A 15,605-nucleotide genomic window follows, 5' to 3' on the forward strand; every position below is an offset into this window, starting at 1 on the left:
CACCTCCTAATATTGGATAAATCTCACATTATTTTTATCCATATCTTCACTGAAAGCATATCTTGTCGCATCAATTGTATGGTTGTCTTTATCTTCTAACCTAGGTTTAGGATTACCGTCTTTATCAGTTTGATAATCAATATTCTCAAATTCTTTAGCAATGTTAGGAGTTCTTAATGGATCAATACAAATAAAATCCAAATCGCCTAACCATTCTTCGCCATACTCAACAGAATCAGGACCTTTTTTTACTCCGAAAACTCGTGGCATACCATGTTCACTGTTTAGCTCTGCTATTGATTTAGGCTCTGCTGAATCAGCTGCAATTCTATCTGATATATATCCTTTAGACTTAGCTTTATTAGCAAATTCCCTATTACTAATTTTCACACCATAAATTTCATCAATAGCATAGATGCCATTTTTCTTTTTGTCATAATGCCATCTAACAAATGCTAATGGATCAGTAGCATAACCAAAGTCAAGACCATTTCTGATATTGTCAAAGTTAGCAGCCATTTCATCAGTAATACATCCTTTTATTACTCGTAGATTATCAAAAGGAACAACTCCTGAACCAATAGCTTTGCCGTCATACTCCCACTCAGCACGTTTCGGATTCTTAGCCCTCGTAGCATTAACTTCTTCAATAAATGCTTGAGCTATGAATGGATTATCCTTATATGTTGAATGATGAACGAAAGTATTCTCAGGTTGAAAGCTAGATTCATATTTCTTATTAACCCATGATTGTCGTCGCTTAGGAGGATTGTACGAATAAAAGAATTTATAAAAAAGACCATCTGCTAATTCACCACGTAGCAATGAGTTAGTTATGGTTTTTACATCATCTTCTGTTTTAAACTCGGCTAATTCCTCAATCCAAGCTATAGCAAATGGAAATCTTGAATCCTTTAATGACTTAATTCTTTCTGGATTCTGTGCGCCACGAAAAACAATATAATTCCCCCTAGGCTTATAGGTGATTTTCATAGGACTTTTATTTACTTTAAAATACTTAGACACACCTTGTTCTTCAATTGCCCACTTAATCTGTTCAAAAATAGATAGCTCAATCGTATTATCAACGTATCTAATGGCCACAGCATTTACAGGATATCTCATAATCAATTGAACGATTATGTGCGCTATGCCAGATGATTTACCTGACCCACGGCCACCTTTTTCAACAACATGTAATATATTTGAGTTTAATGCTACCTTCCAAGTAGTATGAAATGCTTTAGGAAGAAATTCAGATAGTTTTTTACTCATATCCATCACCTGATATATCATCAATAAAAACTGGCATATCCATGTCTCCACTTGTAGCACCTAAACTAGCTTTAGCTTTTTCAGTTTGAACTTTCAACAATTGTAATTTGGCATCATTTGCTAGCAAGGCATTCTGTTGCTTAACAGCCTTTGTTAACTGATTGCTAATTCTAGTCAACGCATCTTCAATAGCTAAGATGTCATCTAACTTTCTAAATGTTTTACGAGTTACTTGAACGTCTTGCATAACTTCACGTTTTATTTCTAGCTTTCTACCGTCTTTTTCAATCGGTGTTTTAATTTTCCTTAGCTGTTGTAACCGTTCAACTTCTTCATCATTTAGTCCTTTTTCAGCTTCTTTGATACGTTTCATCATTCTAAACTGCCGTACCTTTAATAAGCGAATCTCATCATTCAAAATAAAAAAAGGATCATCATTCAGATTAGAATAGATGTCCTTTTCTTCATCAGATAACATATCGGCAAATATTATTTCGTATTCGCCAGTTTTAATAGCGTTCTTATTACCAAGTGGTGGCGAGGCTCGGCTATTACCTTTGTTGCCTACTGCGTTCTGATTACCAAAAGGAGCGCCTCCTCGATTAGTAACGTTACCTTTTGCATTGGTAACATTACCTTTCAATTCAGCACTCCATTTATCAATCGATTTCCATTTTCTAATTTGAGAATCTGAAACATTTAACTCAGAAGCAATTTCCTTTAATTGCTTCTCTCCGTTGGATTCTAGCCAAATCTTTTTAGCTTTGTCACGTCTAGGATCACGTTTCCTTGCCATTCAATACACACCACCTCGCATTCTTTTTAAGTTAAGTTTTGTTTTGTTAAATTAGTCTTTTCAGACAATTGAACACAGTTTTTATATAGTATCCATACTCCTTTTCATTGTCGTAAAAATGTTCTATCAATTCAATAAAAACTAAGCTAATTCCCTCCAGTAATAGAATAATAATAAATAATATACAAAATGCTACATATAATGGGTTAAAATCAGCCTTGCTAAGTTCCGATAAAAATTCTTTCTTAACTTCAGCATCAATAAACATATTAATTACTGAAGTTACTGATACTAGAATGCTAAGTAATCCCAATGGAAACATAGTAGCTTTTATAAATTTTTTATGTGCTTTAGTCGTCTTTTTAATTTCTTTTTTCTTATTTTCAAAAGAAAAAACCAAATAGACACTTCCCCAAAATATAGCTAACACAATTACACACTCCACAAACATTCGTAAACTTGAACCTCCCCCATAATTATGTTTAAAAAAATACGTAGTTATTATTTCTTCCAAAATTGCACCTGTCATTGGTAAACTAAAATAAAAAATTAACGGTGTTCGAAATAAACTATAATATCTTTCCAAAACTATTTTTGGAGGGGTCCACTCTTCACTAACTAATTTTTTGATAATTTTACAAAACAAACGAATGTAATAATAAGTCATTATTATTACAAAATAAATTGGCCAACACACAATAAACAAAAGACTACACAATAAAAACATTAATGGTAAAAGTAGAATTAGAGTAAGAATATCCATTATAATACTCCCCTTTTTTAGAAAAAGAATATCTTACTTTGAAATATATTTCAATATTAAATCAGTAACATCTTACAACGTTTATTTGTAATTTAAATATACCTCTCTACATTCTCTTGTATATGCTTATCTTTCCAACTACCATGCCCACAATAAACAAGCTTGCACGCATCAATTTCCTTTGGTGTGGCTTCTCTCGTCATTTCGACAATAGATACATTCTTTTTTATCTGCACAGACATTACAACACGCATTGAACCAGTTGAGCGGTTCGGCTGTGGATATTTATGTGTTAACGATACATACCAATAACTTTTCATGTTCTCTCTCCTAATTGTTTTTATGTATATTTGTTTATTGTAAGACAAACGCTTCAATTCCTGTTATACTCACTGCAAGACAGCAACTCCTTTTTGCTTCATGTAACACTTCCAGTTATTTCAAAACATAATCTGCTGTCTGGCCACTAGATATTTTATCTGGTGGTTTTTCATGCGAAAACAATCCAAATATCCGACAAAACTTGACAGCTGTGTTACACTTGTTTTAGGTAGCACTCTTTCATAATAGCTAAAGTTCATAAACTACAAATGACACGAGATTTTCACTAACGCTACCTAGCCACTAGATCCCATTTCTAGTGGTTTTTTATATAAAAATAAGTTTTGGTGTGAATAAGCACTCTTTTATTCTCTATTCTTATTTGATATAATTCTTTTAGGTAGCAACTCCTTTTTGTAAATAGCAACCAACTAATTTTTCACGAATGCTACCTAGCCACTAGAACCCATAGTCTAGTGGTTTTTTTATGTACGAAAAAAAGACCACTCATTTACGTTGAGTAGCCTGCTTTAATTCTTTTTTCAAACGATTTAGTTTTTTTGCATCTTCTTGCTTAATGATTTCAAATAACTTAAACATAACAATACCTCCAAACAAAAAGAGGCACTTTTAAGCTAGTGCCTCACGTGAATGTAGCAGAAACATCTATTGACGATTCTTTTATTTAAGTAGCAAAGCTACCTATTGGCGTGGCAGGAATCGAACCTGCCTCTTATCTCACAATATGCTCGTTGCATCCCAGATGCTACACGCCAACCGAAAGGATTTTCCCACTATGCCATTTTTGAGATTGTCTACCGTAATCTCAATATCGCTGGCAAGGATTTGCACCTTGCATGAATAATCTTTACCGTTTATCTCCCTTTAGATTTACATCGGATATCACCGAATAATGTTTAAAGCCTCCGCACCAAATGATCACAAGATTATATATTTTATGGAGTATAGGAGGTTCTCTCAAACCGCATTACTCAGCTGTTTACAGGCTCTTGTGATTGTCCTCTTATACTCTTACAGACTAACGCCTATATAAACACCGAACACCAAAGCCGATTATTCTACGTAGTAACGTCTACCTATTCCGCCACAGCAATGATTAAAAACTCAAAAATCAACAGATTTAGGCTTTTCTTCCTGCTTCCTTTGTTTACAGTGTTATTCAGTCACATACCCAAAGAGGCTGAACTATCGGGCGCTACCCAATAGCTTCTCTTTGCTTTTTCTGTATGATCTAGCTCTACTGGCTAATAACTTTCACTTGAACATTCAGCATTTACATAAGAGTCCCATTTTTATTATTTGTCATCTGTAAATAAATTGCTGCATTAAGCTACTCGTACCGACTTCTTTCGTTAAACACTGATTTCTCAGTTTCTCTGCAAAGCGCTTGGTTTGAGTTTTCTAAGGTCTGCCAAGCTTCTCACACTTCCACCTAACTTAGATTATTCTCCACTGGAGCGTCTATTGTCACACTCGAAAGTTTCGTACCTTACACCTGCACAAATTCCACGTAGTACTTTGCGATTAATAGCTTTTACTATTAGTCCTTTTTACATTGCTGTAAAATCCACCACTAAAATCAATCAGTATCCCAATTCATTTTAGTTATCGACTTATCCCATACTACCCTAGCACATTGTTCAAATGCTCTTCACTAGGTTTAAATCTATTGATTTTTCAATTTTTAATAGTAATCACTCACAAACCTGTAGAAAAAAGAGAGAGGAATTACACCCCATTTCTTTTAGTTTGAGAACGTCTGATTTGTGAGTGATCATTGCAACTTAAACTTACATAGCGCTATCTTGACAAGTGCTTTCAGCGTACGTCTACGTGTAAGCTTAATGCCAAGTTTATTGCAATATTTGCTACCTAGACTAAACGAGACAGAAAGAACTGGACTTTCCACATCCTTATTCTTTATTTTTTTGTAGGTAGCCTCCAAAGATAAGCGAAACGGAGCTAAGATAGGTAATGCATGCCTTACCTCGTTTCCTTATCTTTCGACACTACCATAGTAACATCTAAATATTGATAAAAACCGCCAACTTTCCGCCAAAAAACCGCCAAAAATTTTATTTATATGCAATTATTTTTCCATTTCGATACGCTTCGGCAAATTCAATTAAAGCCTCTGATTTCATTCGTTGAATACTTCTTTCGGAATATCCAACTTCCCTAGCTATCTTGTAATTAGAGTAATGATCCTGCACACAGAAACTATAATGCAAAATTTGTCTGCTAGTTAGGCTCAATGCCATAAGCGCAGATAAAATTGCGTCTCTTTCTGCTTCTGCATCTGCTAATTGTACTAGCGCATCTTCTGCTTTATTCCCGTGACTTTGGCTTTTAGGCATATCTGTAATAATTGGTGATTTTAAATCTATCAAAGAGCGACCAGCTATTCGCTCTAAACGTCTAAAGTTCTTCAACACATTTCTGGCATTCGCTTTTGTTTGTCGAAAATCTACTTCTCTTAGCAATTTAATCAAGTGAAATCGCTCCTTTTGTGGTATAATAATTTATAATAAACATATCATCATTTAAGAGTTGCTTAGCGGAAACTAAGTAGCTTTTTTTATTTATCCAAATATATATAAGTAATGCTTATCCTTTGCTCATCAGCGACTCTATATGATATAAATTATACTAAGAATACTATTCCAATAGCTATTCACTTCTCAGCCAGTCGGCGGAAACCGACTGGCTATTTATTTATCAAAATATTCATCACTCATACATGTTTGTAGTCAACAAATTATTGGTTGACTATAAAGAAAACAATAATAATTCTACAGTATTTTACAATCTTCCATTCGTCATCTTTCACATCATCTTTATTCATTTGATATTTTCCATCTAATAAATATTTTTGGCATAGAAAGTATTTTCAAATCTATTTTTCAATGGTATAATCACTTTAACTTTCTTGGGGATTTTATTTATGAAATAAATTTCCTCCTTTTCTACATTAACTTCTGGTAAACAGTTAATAGTAGTACACGTCTCTACAAGAGATTTATTGTCGATTTTTAATCGGCTATTTAATAGCACTTTATTTGGGGAAAGTGCTAACTCACACCTAAAGAACAACTGGCGGAAAACAGTTGTTTCTACCACATAAGTCAGCTAGTGGTCAGCTGGCTTTTTTTGTTGCCTTAAATTTCATAGTAATGTATTATTAATTGTCTCTATCTGAGATGAAAATGTATCTATAACTAGCTAGCGGAAACTAGTTAGTTTTTTTATACTATTTTTGTTGGTTTTAAAACTACTTAGCCTTTTTATATAAATGTGAACGTCGAATAATTGAATATTAAATTCTTTAAATTTAATCATCTTCTTTACTCGCTTTCTAACCGAATAATTCTCTTTGATCTGTTTACCCGTTTTACCCACTACACTTGTTCCTCCAAACTTGTAATTTCTAGTTCTGTTCGTGGTCGCATACTGTACAACTTTTGGCAAACCATCACAGCAATTTGACCATCGTTTTTATATAAAATACCTTCGGCAGCATCAGTGACTGCTTTGAAATAGTTGTCCAAGTCAGGTTTCTTATCGCAATATTTTCGCTCTAATTCCACTTCTAAGCGTTTCTGTTTATTACTTAAGGCAGATTTAGGCGGATGGATGTAAAACGTCACATGTGCGGAAATTGGCCCTTTTTCAATCAACTTTGCTCTTGATTTACGAAAATAATTCTTTACTTGATTTTTGTATTCTTTCATCGCTCGATCTTCGTAAGTTTTAACATAATTTCCACGCCTTGCAAATCTCGGGCGACTTTGTGGCTTGGGCTCAATCGGTAGAATAATTCGCATCTCTTCCACCTCGAACCTTACAAATCGGCTTCTTTGACGAATACTCCGTTTACCATTTTTCCTTGGCGGTTTTTAATTTCGCTATATGCTTGATTTAAGCATTCGTATAAATCCATGTTATTTTGCATAGCGAGAATAATTAACGTCACAACCATATCCCCGATACCATCTCTTAAGTCGTTTTCGTTGTTTCTTGCCAATGCAGCGCCAACTTCTCCGACTTCCTCAATCACTTTTAGCATTTGCTTTTCAGGTTCCGCTTTATCTAAACGCTTTTCTTTCGCCCATTCTTCCACTAATTTAACTAATTCATTCATCTAAAATTCCTCCCCGAAATCTAATTCACGTTTTAGCTTGCTGTGAATCGATTCTAGCTCTTTTTTGTATTCTTTGACTGTTTGTATTGTTTTACCACTAGAAAGCACATAATCGCGTTCTATTGCGACGAGAGCCTTACTTAAATTGCCATAATAACCAATCAAAGCGAGTGATTCTTTTTGTGTACCGTCTTTATCAGTCAAAATGGTTAACTCTCCGTGTTCGTTTCGTCTCGCTTTATTTACGATTACTTGCTTATCATCACTAGTAATTCGATAATCAAGTACTCTCATTTCAATCATGATTTACTCTCCTCCCAACAATTCTTGCATTTGTCTTTCAAATTCAGCTTGCTCTTCTGGTGATAGCTTTTCTTCTTCACCGTTCGCTTGATTCATCCATTCAGGCACCTTTTCTTGCCGAACAGGTTTATTTTGATATTGCTTATTTTGTGTTTTTTTATCTGCTCGTTCTCTCTCGTTATTTAGATAATCAGCATATGTTTTTACACCATTTGCTCGCCAATTTTTCAAAATACCAGCAAAATAGCTATATCTTCGTTCATTATTTCTAGCACAGATATTAACAGCCTCTTTCAATAACTCGAGGTCTCCGTCAAAATCAGCAAGATCATATTGTAAATCAGTGATATTAACAGGAGTAGCAGGACTTACATTCTGTGAATAATAGCGGATTAACTCCGTTAGTTTTTCTTCACCTAACGGCTCTTCAAAGAATGCTTTCTCAACCGACGTTTCAGGTGACAACGGATTGATGCAACTTTCTGTTTCTTTTTTGTTTACTTTACTTTTATTTACTTTACTTTCCTTTACTTTACTTTGTGTATTAATGTCAGCATTAACTGTTTCATTTTGAGAGTTACTGTTGACATTAACTATATATTTAGTTGGTTTTGGTGTTTTCCGTCTTTTTGTCGCTTCGAAAAATGTCGCTTGGATATTCTCACTCGTAAGCACCTTGACCGAGTCAAACAGTTCTTTATCAAAAAATCCCCATAAGACTAAGCGGTTCACTATTTGATTGAGCATTTCCTTACTTACTCCAGGCAGGCGTTTTAAAAGAGTTGCTTGCGATAAATCATCCCACAAAATGAAATATCCTTTTTTGTATATCGCACAAAGCAGTTTGATTACCGCAAGTTCTCCTTTAATACCAAATTCCCCAGCAATAGCTTCTATTTTTTCGTCTTCAAAAATTCCAACATCAAGAGGAAAATAATCCAAACCTTCTTTTGCAGGTCTTGCCATTACATCTCCTTCTTTACTCTAATGGTGGATTTTTAGTATCAAATAAATCTGTTTGATTCAATGAATCTGAATCAGCTTCATTAATTACTTCTGCTGTTTTCATCGTAGTATTTTCTTCTACTTCCGTTTCGGAAATAATATTTCCATCTTCTTGCATTTGTTGAACTTTTTCATCTGAAGTTGTCGCTTCTTGCATTTCGATGGACAAAATCCCCCATTTTGATAACATATTTCTTAATACTGTTTTACGAGCCATCGCATTATAATCTGTAGCCCAGACACCGCTCAATTTTGTTTTTTCTTTGTCTTTGCTATTTGCAATTCGATGAGCTTCAATTTCTTGTTTGGTCCAATAAACAGTTTTCTTGAATCCATTTAATAGTTCAAAATATCCAACATATCCGATTACATCGTCTGATTGTCTACCATTTGGATCAAATTCAAATTCTTCCGTTAACCTGTTCCAACTCAGTAACTCTCCTTCGTAGACTTCAATAACATTTAATGCTTTATATTTACCTGACCGTTGAGCCAATTGAATATACCCTTTATATCCTAAAATAAATTGGGCTTTCCTCTCCCATTTGCCAGTCTGCTTATTTTTAGTATTAAATGGTACGAGATAGGCATAACCTAGATTTTTATCTAATCCTAAATTTAATGTAGCAGCTGTTAAAGCCCCGCTTAAAATAGACATTGGCTCGCTTTCTGCCAAGTAGCTATCATTAGAAACTAAGGTCATGACATTTGACATAAAAGCATTAGCATTTTCATGAAGAACTTCCTCAAATTTCCGCTTCATAGTAGGAGTATTCATTAATCCTTTTAAACCTAATTGATTCGCAGGAACTTGTTTTTGATTTTGTTGTGATAATTGATTTTTTAAGGTCTCGTTTGTTGCCATTATTACTTAATCTCCTTTTCTATTAATCTTCGTGGCGTAGTAACCATATATATTTCTTCATCTTCTGCAATTTGAGGATATTTTTCAGCAAACTTTTTACTGTTCAATCTTTTAGTAGGTATTTCCTTCCACTCAACAATATGTTTTTTAGTAATACCAATGCTTGCATTTCTTTTTCCCAATTCGCTTTTTATTTCATTTTCAATTTTTCTAATAGCTACATCCAACTCTTTTTTGGTTTTCTTCATTTCATTTTTTTGGTCTAACAATTCATCAAACGAAGCAGGTAAAGTAGTTTGCGTTTCTTCTATGTCGCTATACTTATCCTTTAAAAAGTCAGCTGTTGCCTTACTTCCGTCAATAATAGGTTCAACGCCTTTGATTACGTTATTTTCCCAAAAATCAACTAATTGCTCGGTCAGTACATCGATTAATTCCTGATCACGTTCTACCCGTTTCCAAATAAATTTCTGACCACCAATTAAAACTGCAATATAACAATAGTCTTTATTCAAAACATTCATATAATGCTGAACTTGGCAAAGATAACTCAATGGCACTTCGTCTCCTGCCCATTCTTTCGCTAAAAATTGATTTGCAGTTTTGCATTCTAGAATGGCATTTTCTCTAACCACTTCTCTATCAATATTTGCTCTTAAAAAAGGATGGAGCGAATGTTCGAAGACTTGATTTCTACGACGAACTTTTTTTCCTGTTCTTTCTTGGAACTCTTTCGCAACAACTTCTTCTAAAACATTTCCCCAATAGGCTGGCTCGCTTTCTGTATCTTTCAGCTCAACTTGACCTGTTTTCTCTAGCCATAATTGATAAGCTGATTTATATTGATTCAAGCCTAAAATTGTTGCAACGTCTGATCCTCCAATTCCTTTACGCCTATCCTCAAGCCATTCTTGATGGCTCATGGATAAAGTAGATTGAATCATCTTTCGTCTTCCTCCTCATCGTATTCCCACGTTAGCTCTAACACTTCTTTTTCTTCAGGTGGCTCTTGTCTTGCCCCTAGCGAATCAAATTCAGGCATTACAATCCCTCCCAAAATAGTTTTATTTTTTCATCTTCCAATTCGATATAATCGACACCTTGCATTTGTAATTGATCTAAAAATGGTTTTGTAGCTCCTTTACTGCTTACCACACAACTTGTATTGCCATAAGATGCAGATGTCCGAACAGATTGAATAATGTTATTCTGTGCGTTTGCTAGCATTAATTCGTAAATGTCGTTACCTAAACCTCTTACTTCAATCATTACAACTCACCTCGTAAAAAATCTTTTAACAATATATCTAGTTTTTCCTCATTATTTTGTTTAGTTGAAGATGATTCTGCACCAATAAATGATTCTTTTATTTGTTTACATTGCGGACAATCACAATCATGAGCAAGTGCTTCCTCTTTAAATTTTTCAAATAATTCACTAAATGCAATTGCTTGTTCAGGCAAAGAACCTGCAAGTAAAACACTGGATGCTTCCATCATTTCTGAATCAACAGTTGACAAAACAATCGTAACTTTTCCTTTCCGACATTCTTTAACAAGTTCCATTAATAAATTTTGAATTTTATCGTTCATTTTGATATACTCTCCTTAGTTAATAAATTTTGAATTTTTTTGTTCAATATTTGCCCTGTTCGTTTGCAGACGTTCGGGGCTCTTTTTGTACTATGCTTAATCTCTCTGGATAAACGTTTTTATCAGCTGAAACATACGGATATTCTTCAAACAACTTTCGCATGACTTCCGCTTGTGTTTCTCCAATCACATATGTTTCTCTACTAGCTTCGCCTATAGCTACATACATTTTTTATCGCCTCCTTTTTTAGAGTATTGATACTTTGCTTCATCCCAGTTAAAAAACCAATGGATAAAGAAAGGTGCACTTAGTGTTGCTAGTATTGGCATTGAAAAGTGGCTTTTCAGCAATACTCCTAGTACAATCATCAATAAAAATGCGCCTACTAATCGTGTTTCTCGGATTGCTTTCATGTTGTTAACCTCCTATATTTTGATATAATTCAATTGAAAGTGAGGTGCAAAAATGTTTTTTGTGATTAAACGAGCTTCTGATAAAAAATACTATTTTTTGATTAAAACTGAAGAAAATGAAATAATCGCATCAAGCAAAACTTACTACTACAAATCTTCTGTTTTAGAAATCATTGAATCCATTAAGAATGATATGAATCCAAAAGCAATCATTGTTGATACTACTTTTAACTGAGGATAAGTTAGGCTTATCCTTTTATTTTTATTTACTGATCTAGCTCACTTCTTTAAACATATCTCCGTTTCCATTAGCCATATCAATTCTTGCTTGTAATTCCAAGTCAGGCTTCCATTTAGGAATTAGAGTTAATGCTTCTTCATATCGAACTTTTGGAATATCTATATAAGAGGCTACATCGAATAATGCTTTCAATTGTTTATAGCAATTACTAAATGCTGATTGCTTAATACTTGAATCCTTATAAGCCGATGTTTTTTTGCCACCTAATACTTTGATAACAGTTGATGAAACTAGGCCTTGTATCTTTCGTTGTTGGCTTCTATTAATTGTTGTTTCTGTTTCTAGCTTATCTAAACGTTGATTTACAAGAGTCAATCCACGTTCATGTTTTAACGCAGCTTCTAATAACAATTCTGTGTTATTCATCGGTAAGTTTGATTGAGTTTTGAGCAGTTCCTCCATTTGGTTGAAAGCTTCAATGTATTTCAGTTTAAACTTAAGAGCTTTTTGACCAGTGAATCCCATTGCTAGCAGTGTGAATCCGTCACGGTTCATAATGATTTGTCTATATTTTTGTTTGTTTTGTGGATGAATATAACTATCTTCGTAAAATAGGTCTGCGTAATTTTCCGCAACCCCCTCTTTTAGATCATCAATCGCTGCTAAAACATCACGATGATTTTTATTAAACGTTTCAGCAACTTGTAAACTAGTTGTTACTGCTTGTTGGTTTTTCATAATTACTAAGTTGTCCATTTTTTCCTCCTTAAATTGTTTCTGTATTGCTCTTTCCTTTAATCCCAATGATTCATGATGTCATTACAAATTTTTATAGCTTCTTTAGCAGGCCAATATCTTTTTCCCTTGCTAGTACCAGGCTTTCTTTTTTCGATTATTTGCATACGTTTGTCTTTTACAAAATTTTGTTCAACTTCAGGAACAGACATTGAATATCTAGACGATAATTGTTTGATGTCTAAATACTCAGCACGTTCATTTAATCCTTGACTAGCTTCATTTATGACTTGTTCAAACATTTTTCTCAGGATTTTTTCAATAATGTTGTATAGAAAGTTTTTTGAAGATGTATCTAAGAAATTTTCCATTTTCATTCCTCCTATCTGATTTTGTAAAAGTCGATAATTGCCAAAAGTGTTTCGTGTGCTTTTTTACTTTTATTTTTTCCGTTCAGATAATCGATCAAATCTTGTCTTGGAATATCAAAATAGGTAGCAACACTAACCAACGAAATTCCCTTACTTTCAAAGTAATCACGAATTTTTTGACGACTTACTGATGTGTCTGGCATTTTTGATGCTCCTTTCTTTAGTATTAAATAAGTTAATTTGATAGAAATAAAAAAATATTGTTGACATTTTTACGCTATAGAGTAAAATGGATACATAAAGAAATAAACCTATAACAAAGCCTTTCATATGCACTTGGTCGCCAAACTCAATGCTAATAAGGTGTGTTTTAGTTTGTTTCTTTTCTATCAAATTAACTTACGAATCAATAATAACTCTATAGAGTAATTTTGTAAAGACTTTTTTACTCTTTTTAGTAAATTATTTTTTCGTGTTGGAAAGGAATACTGATATGACAACATTTGAAAGGATAAAAAATTTAGCAAAACAAAAAGACAAAAGCCTTCAACAAGTTGCTAGAGAGTTAAAATACGGTGAAAATTATTTTTATAGTTTAAATGCAGGAAAACAACCAACCGCAGAAAAACTACAAGAAATTGCCAATTATTTTAATGTTTCTGTAGATTATTTGCTTGGACGAACTGATAATCCAAATTCTGATAACTTAGAAGAAGATGAAATTGCAACTTTCTTCCGTGTAAATACAGAAGATTTAACCGAATCCGAAAAAGATCAGCTCAGAGAAGAGTTAAAAGAGTACTTAGAATTCATGAAATCAAGACTTAAAAACAAATGATTGGATGACCCCTATGTATTTAGACTACGATACTTATTTTGAATATCATGACCAGACATATATTATTATTGAAAAAGTTGCTAATTACTATGGAATTGAATTAAAAGAGTTAAGATGGAAACACTACAAAGATTATATGATTGACGTAGAAAATGTTGACATAATTCCCTATAGTTTCGGTGATGTTTCAAGAAAAATATTTTCAGGAAATATAATAAGATTTCACGATAAATGCGGAATTTCCTATAATTCAACAATGGTTAAAGGAAGGCAAAATTTCTCAATACTTCATGAATCTGCACATTATTTTTTTGATATGAATAAGGAATGCAAGTCTCAAAGTTTTTCAGATTTAATTACTGGAAAAGGATACACTAGCGAAGATGAACCAAAAGAAATAAGAGCTAATATATTTGCATCCCTTGCTTTAATAAACAATGAAGCATTGAAAGAATGTTTACAAAAACAAATGTCTTTCCGTCAAATTTGCGAAGAATTTGAAATGAGTGCTGCAGCACTATACGTAAGGTTATATGATTTTTTAACAAAAATATTCTTATTAAATCCATGCTTAGCTAGATCAGCTATTAATCAATATAGATATAACTATGATTCAACAAAATTAATTAGTTATGTGAAGATGGTTTTATAGATTTTTAGCAATGGTAAAATTAAAACAAAAAAAGTCCGTGCTGGGCACACGGACTTAAACCTCATTTTGAGATTTACTGACAAGTATATTATAACAGAAATGAGGATTAATTTAAAAATGAAAAAATTGTTACTTTAAGTTTATCATTATTACTGCTGACTGCTTGTTCTAACGAAACTAAACAGGTTTCAAAGCAAAACTCAAGCTCTACCACAATTACATCCGAAAAGAAAGATATTTCTGATTCTAAAAAAATTAATAGCTCAAGTAGTGAGTCATCAACTATACATTATTCAAGTACACAAACAGATGAAACAACTCAAATGGAATTAGGTGGGTCTACCTATTCCCAAATTTTAGAGACTTATACTCAAAAGTTGACTACAACTACACCTATATTGATTGAAGAACTGCGAAATGAAGGAGAACCTATAAAAGGCAATGTTTCAGCATTAGCTGAGGTTTTAAACTCTAAAATAGGAAAATTAGCAGATATTTCAAATGCTGGAATTTCGGAAATGGCAAGCATACAACTTTCTAATAAAGACGACTATTCATTATATGAATCATGGGCAAATAAACTAACAGATGTTTATACTGCTGAAGCAAATAAGTTAACAGACTTGTATACCGAATTAGCTGCTGTTAACACGGAAATTTCTACATCACAACAACCATTGCCATCTACTCAATCATCTTCAGCAATTGAACAACCTCAAAGCTCTGAAGTTGAACAACCCGTATATGACAAAGTACGAAGCGGCGAAGGAGCTCGACAAGTAGCTGAGAGGAATGGATTAACCTTAGAACAACTATTTGCACTAAATCCAGGCATTGACACCTCTGTTTTTTATCCTGGTCAACCACTAAGAATTAAATAAAGGAGAGAACTTTTATGAAAAAGATTAAATATTTTATTTATACACTACTATTGCTTATTGTATTTACTGCATGCGGAACTAAAGAAGTTAAGCCTGATTATACTAGTAAAGAAGCTGAAACAGCACTAAATAACGGCGAAGATTTAACAGGTAAAACTGTGCAATTTACAGTTGATAAATATGTTCCTGATGGCTCATTAGGATATACAATTCAAACTGGAGATCATTTAAACTTTGTTTCAAGCAAAAATCCAGATGTAAGAACAGGGGATAAAGTAATTGCAAAAATAAAGAAAGTTGAAAACCTTATGGGGTCTTGGATAATTACTTTCGATAAAAAATAATTCTCCCCTCTCTGGTGAGTTCTAGCATGTTCGATTCATGTTAGGGG

At 33.4% G+C, this 15,605-nt stretch carries 23 protein-coding genes and 1 tRNA gene; 5 read left to right on the top strand and 19 right to left on the bottom strand.

Going from position 1 to position 15,605, the window contains the following annotated elements; translation table 11 throughout:
• Window positions 1–6: 6 nt before the first annotated feature.
• From IGJ24_RS08470 to IGJ24_RS08545, 16 genes are all read right to left on the bottom strand, one after another.
• Entirely contained in the window at window positions 7–1,296 is a 1,290-nt protein-coding gene (locus IGJ24_RS08470; protein WP_002393615.1) for a PBSX family phage terminase large subunit, read from the bottom strand.
• Window positions 1,268–2,071, bottom strand: coding sequence for a phage terminase small subunit (gene terS / locus IGJ24_RS08475; RefSeq protein WP_002372038.1), 804 nt, complete (start codon window positions 2,069–2,071; stop codon window positions 1,268–1,270). Before terS ends, IGJ24_RS08470 begins: the two co-directional genes overlap by 29 nt.
• 46 nt (window positions 2,072–2,117) lie before the next feature.
• Window positions 2,118–2,834 carry a hypothetical protein gene (locus IGJ24_RS08480; RefSeq protein WP_002372040.1) on the bottom strand — a complete coding sequence of 239 codons (717 nt, stop codon included), beginning with the start codon at window positions 2,832–2,834 and terminating at the stop codon, window positions 2,118–2,120.
• A gap of 92 nt (window positions 2,835–2,926) precedes the next feature.
• Window positions 2,927–3,154, bottom strand: coding sequence for a hypothetical protein (locus IGJ24_RS08485; RefSeq protein WP_002372042.1), 228 nt, complete (start codon window positions 3,152–3,154; stop codon window positions 2,927–2,929).
• 706 nt (window positions 3,155–3,860) lie between these two features.
• Window positions 3,861–3,931: transfer RNA gene (locus tag IGJ24_RS08490), tRNA-OTHER, on the bottom strand.
• Between the two features lie 1,320 nt (window positions 3,932–5,251).
• Window positions 5,252–5,668: an ArpU family phage packaging/lysis transcriptional regulator gene (locus tag IGJ24_RS08495; RefSeq protein ID WP_002372045.1), complete on the bottom strand. Its 417-nt coding sequence runs from the start codon at window positions 5,666–5,668 to the stop codon at window positions 5,252–5,254.
• 906 nt (window positions 5,669–6,574) lie between these two features.
• Window positions 6,575–7,009 (bottom strand): RusA family crossover junction endodeoxyribonuclease, encoded by a 435-nt coding sequence (locus IGJ24_RS08500; RefSeq protein WP_002372046.1) that lies wholly within the window; start codon window positions 7,007–7,009, stop codon window positions 6,575–6,577.
• 8 nt (window positions 7,010–7,017) lie between these two features.
• Window positions 7,018–7,317, bottom strand: coding sequence for a MazG-like family protein (locus tag IGJ24_RS08505; protein ID WP_002372047.1), 300 nt, complete (start codon window positions 7,315–7,317; stop codon window positions 7,018–7,020).
• Window positions 7,318–7,620: a hypothetical protein gene (locus tag IGJ24_RS08510; protein ID WP_002368214.1), complete on the bottom strand. Its 303-nt coding sequence runs from the start codon at window positions 7,618–7,620 to the stop codon at window positions 7,318–7,320.
• A 3-nt stretch (window positions 7,621–7,623) separates the two neighbouring features.
• Window positions 7,624–8,586 (bottom strand): Lin1244/Lin1753 domain-containing protein, encoded by a 963-nt coding sequence (locus tag IGJ24_RS08515; RefSeq protein WP_002372048.1) that lies wholly within the window; start codon window positions 8,584–8,586, stop codon window positions 7,624–7,626.
• 13 nt (window positions 8,587–8,599) lie between these two features.
• On the bottom strand, window positions 8,600–9,490 hold the full coding sequence (locus IGJ24_RS08520) for a recombinase RecT (protein ID WP_002364218.1): 891 nt from the start codon (window positions 9,488–9,490) through the stop codon (window positions 8,600–8,602).
• Between the two features lie 2 nt (window positions 9,491–9,492).
• The gene (locus IGJ24_RS08525) at window positions 9,493–10,434 is read right to left on the bottom strand and encodes a YqaJ viral recombinase family protein (RefSeq protein WP_002364219.1); all 942 of its coding nucleotides are present in this window, start codon (window positions 10,432–10,434) and stop codon (window positions 9,493–9,495) included.
• A 97-nt stretch (window positions 10,435–10,531) separates the two neighbouring features.
• Window positions 10,532–10,759: a hypothetical protein gene (locus IGJ24_RS08530; protein ID WP_002364220.1), complete on the bottom strand. Its 228-nt coding sequence runs from the start codon at window positions 10,757–10,759 to the stop codon at window positions 10,532–10,534.
• Window positions 10,759–11,082, bottom strand: a complete 324-nt coding sequence (locus tag IGJ24_RS08535; RefSeq protein ID WP_002380444.1) for a hypothetical protein — start codon at window positions 11,080–11,082, stop codon at window positions 10,759–10,761. Before IGJ24_RS08535 ends, IGJ24_RS08530 begins: the two co-directional genes overlap by 1 nt.
• A 43-nt stretch (window positions 11,083–11,125) precedes the next feature.
• A complete protein-coding gene (locus IGJ24_RS08540; RefSeq protein WP_002364222.1) occupies window positions 11,126–11,311 on the bottom strand; it encodes a hypothetical protein in 186 nt (61 codons plus the stop codon).
• Entirely contained in the window at window positions 11,302–11,496 is a 195-nt protein-coding gene (locus IGJ24_RS08545) for a hypothetical protein (RefSeq protein WP_002364223.1), read from the bottom strand. The genes IGJ24_RS08540 and IGJ24_RS08545 overlap by 10 nt, the downstream gene beginning before the upstream one ends.
• Before the next feature lie 52 nt (window positions 11,497–11,548).
• On the opposite strand from IGJ24_RS08545, the gene IGJ24_RS08550 reads away from it, so the two are divergent.
• Entirely contained in the window at window positions 11,549–11,731 is a 183-nt protein-coding gene (locus tag IGJ24_RS08550) for a YegP family protein (RefSeq protein WP_002364224.1), read from the top strand.
• 39 nt (window positions 11,732–11,770) lie between these two features.
• Here the strand turns inward: IGJ24_RS08550 and IGJ24_RS08555 are convergent, their stop codons facing one another.
• Genes IGJ24_RS08555 through IGJ24_RS08565 form a run of 3 tightly spaced genes read right to left on the bottom strand, consistent with a single transcriptional unit; the run spans window position 11,771 to window position 13,046 of the window.
• On the bottom strand, window positions 11,771–12,493 hold the full coding sequence (locus IGJ24_RS08555) for a Rha family transcriptional regulator (RefSeq protein ID WP_002364225.1): 723 nt from the start codon (window positions 12,491–12,493) through the stop codon (window positions 11,771–11,773).
• Between the two features lie 38 nt (window positions 12,494–12,531).
• On the bottom strand, window positions 12,532–12,849 hold the full coding sequence (locus tag IGJ24_RS08560; RefSeq protein ID WP_002364228.1) for a hypothetical protein: 318 nt from the start codon (window positions 12,847–12,849) through the stop codon (window positions 12,532–12,534).
• Between the two features lie 5 nt (window positions 12,850–12,854).
• On the bottom strand, window positions 12,855–13,046 hold the full coding sequence (locus IGJ24_RS08565) for a hypothetical protein (protein WP_002356998.1): 192 nt from the start codon (window positions 13,044–13,046) through the stop codon (window positions 12,855–12,857).
• Window positions 13,047–13,336: 290 nt separating this feature from the next.
• On the opposite strand from IGJ24_RS08565, the gene IGJ24_RS08570 reads away from it, so the two are divergent.
• The 4 genes from IGJ24_RS08570 (at window position 13,337) to IGJ24_RS08585 (ending at window position 15,558) form a co-directional block, all read left to right on the top strand.
• Window positions 13,337–13,681: a helix-turn-helix domain-containing protein gene (locus IGJ24_RS08570; RefSeq protein WP_002385819.1), complete on the top strand. Its 345-nt coding sequence runs from the start codon at window positions 13,337–13,339 to the stop codon at window positions 13,679–13,681.
• Window positions 13,682–13,685: 4 nt separating this feature from the next.
• Window positions 13,686–14,333 (top strand): ImmA/IrrE family metallo-endopeptidase, encoded by a 648-nt coding sequence (locus IGJ24_RS08575; RefSeq protein ID WP_002372050.1) that lies wholly within the window; start codon window positions 13,686–13,688, stop codon window positions 14,331–14,333.
• Window positions 14,334–14,656: 323 nt separating this feature from the next.
• The gene (locus tag IGJ24_RS08580) at window positions 14,657–15,214 is read left to right on the top strand and encodes a LysM peptidoglycan-binding domain-containing protein (RefSeq protein ID WP_254287068.1); all 558 of its coding nucleotides are present in this window, start codon (window positions 14,657–14,659) and stop codon (window positions 15,212–15,214) included.
• Window positions 15,215–15,228: 14 nt separating this feature from the next.
• Window positions 15,229–15,558: a hypothetical protein gene (locus IGJ24_RS08585; RefSeq protein WP_002369911.1), complete on the top strand. Its 330-nt coding sequence runs from the start codon at window positions 15,229–15,231 to the stop codon at window positions 15,556–15,558.
• Window positions 15,559–15,605: the final 47 nt, after the last annotated feature.

It is taken from the genome of Enterococcus sp. DIV0546, assembly GCF_051712785.1.
Taxonomy (GTDB): Bacteria; Bacillota; Bacilli; order Lactobacillales; family Enterococcaceae; genus Enterococcus; species Enterococcus faecalis.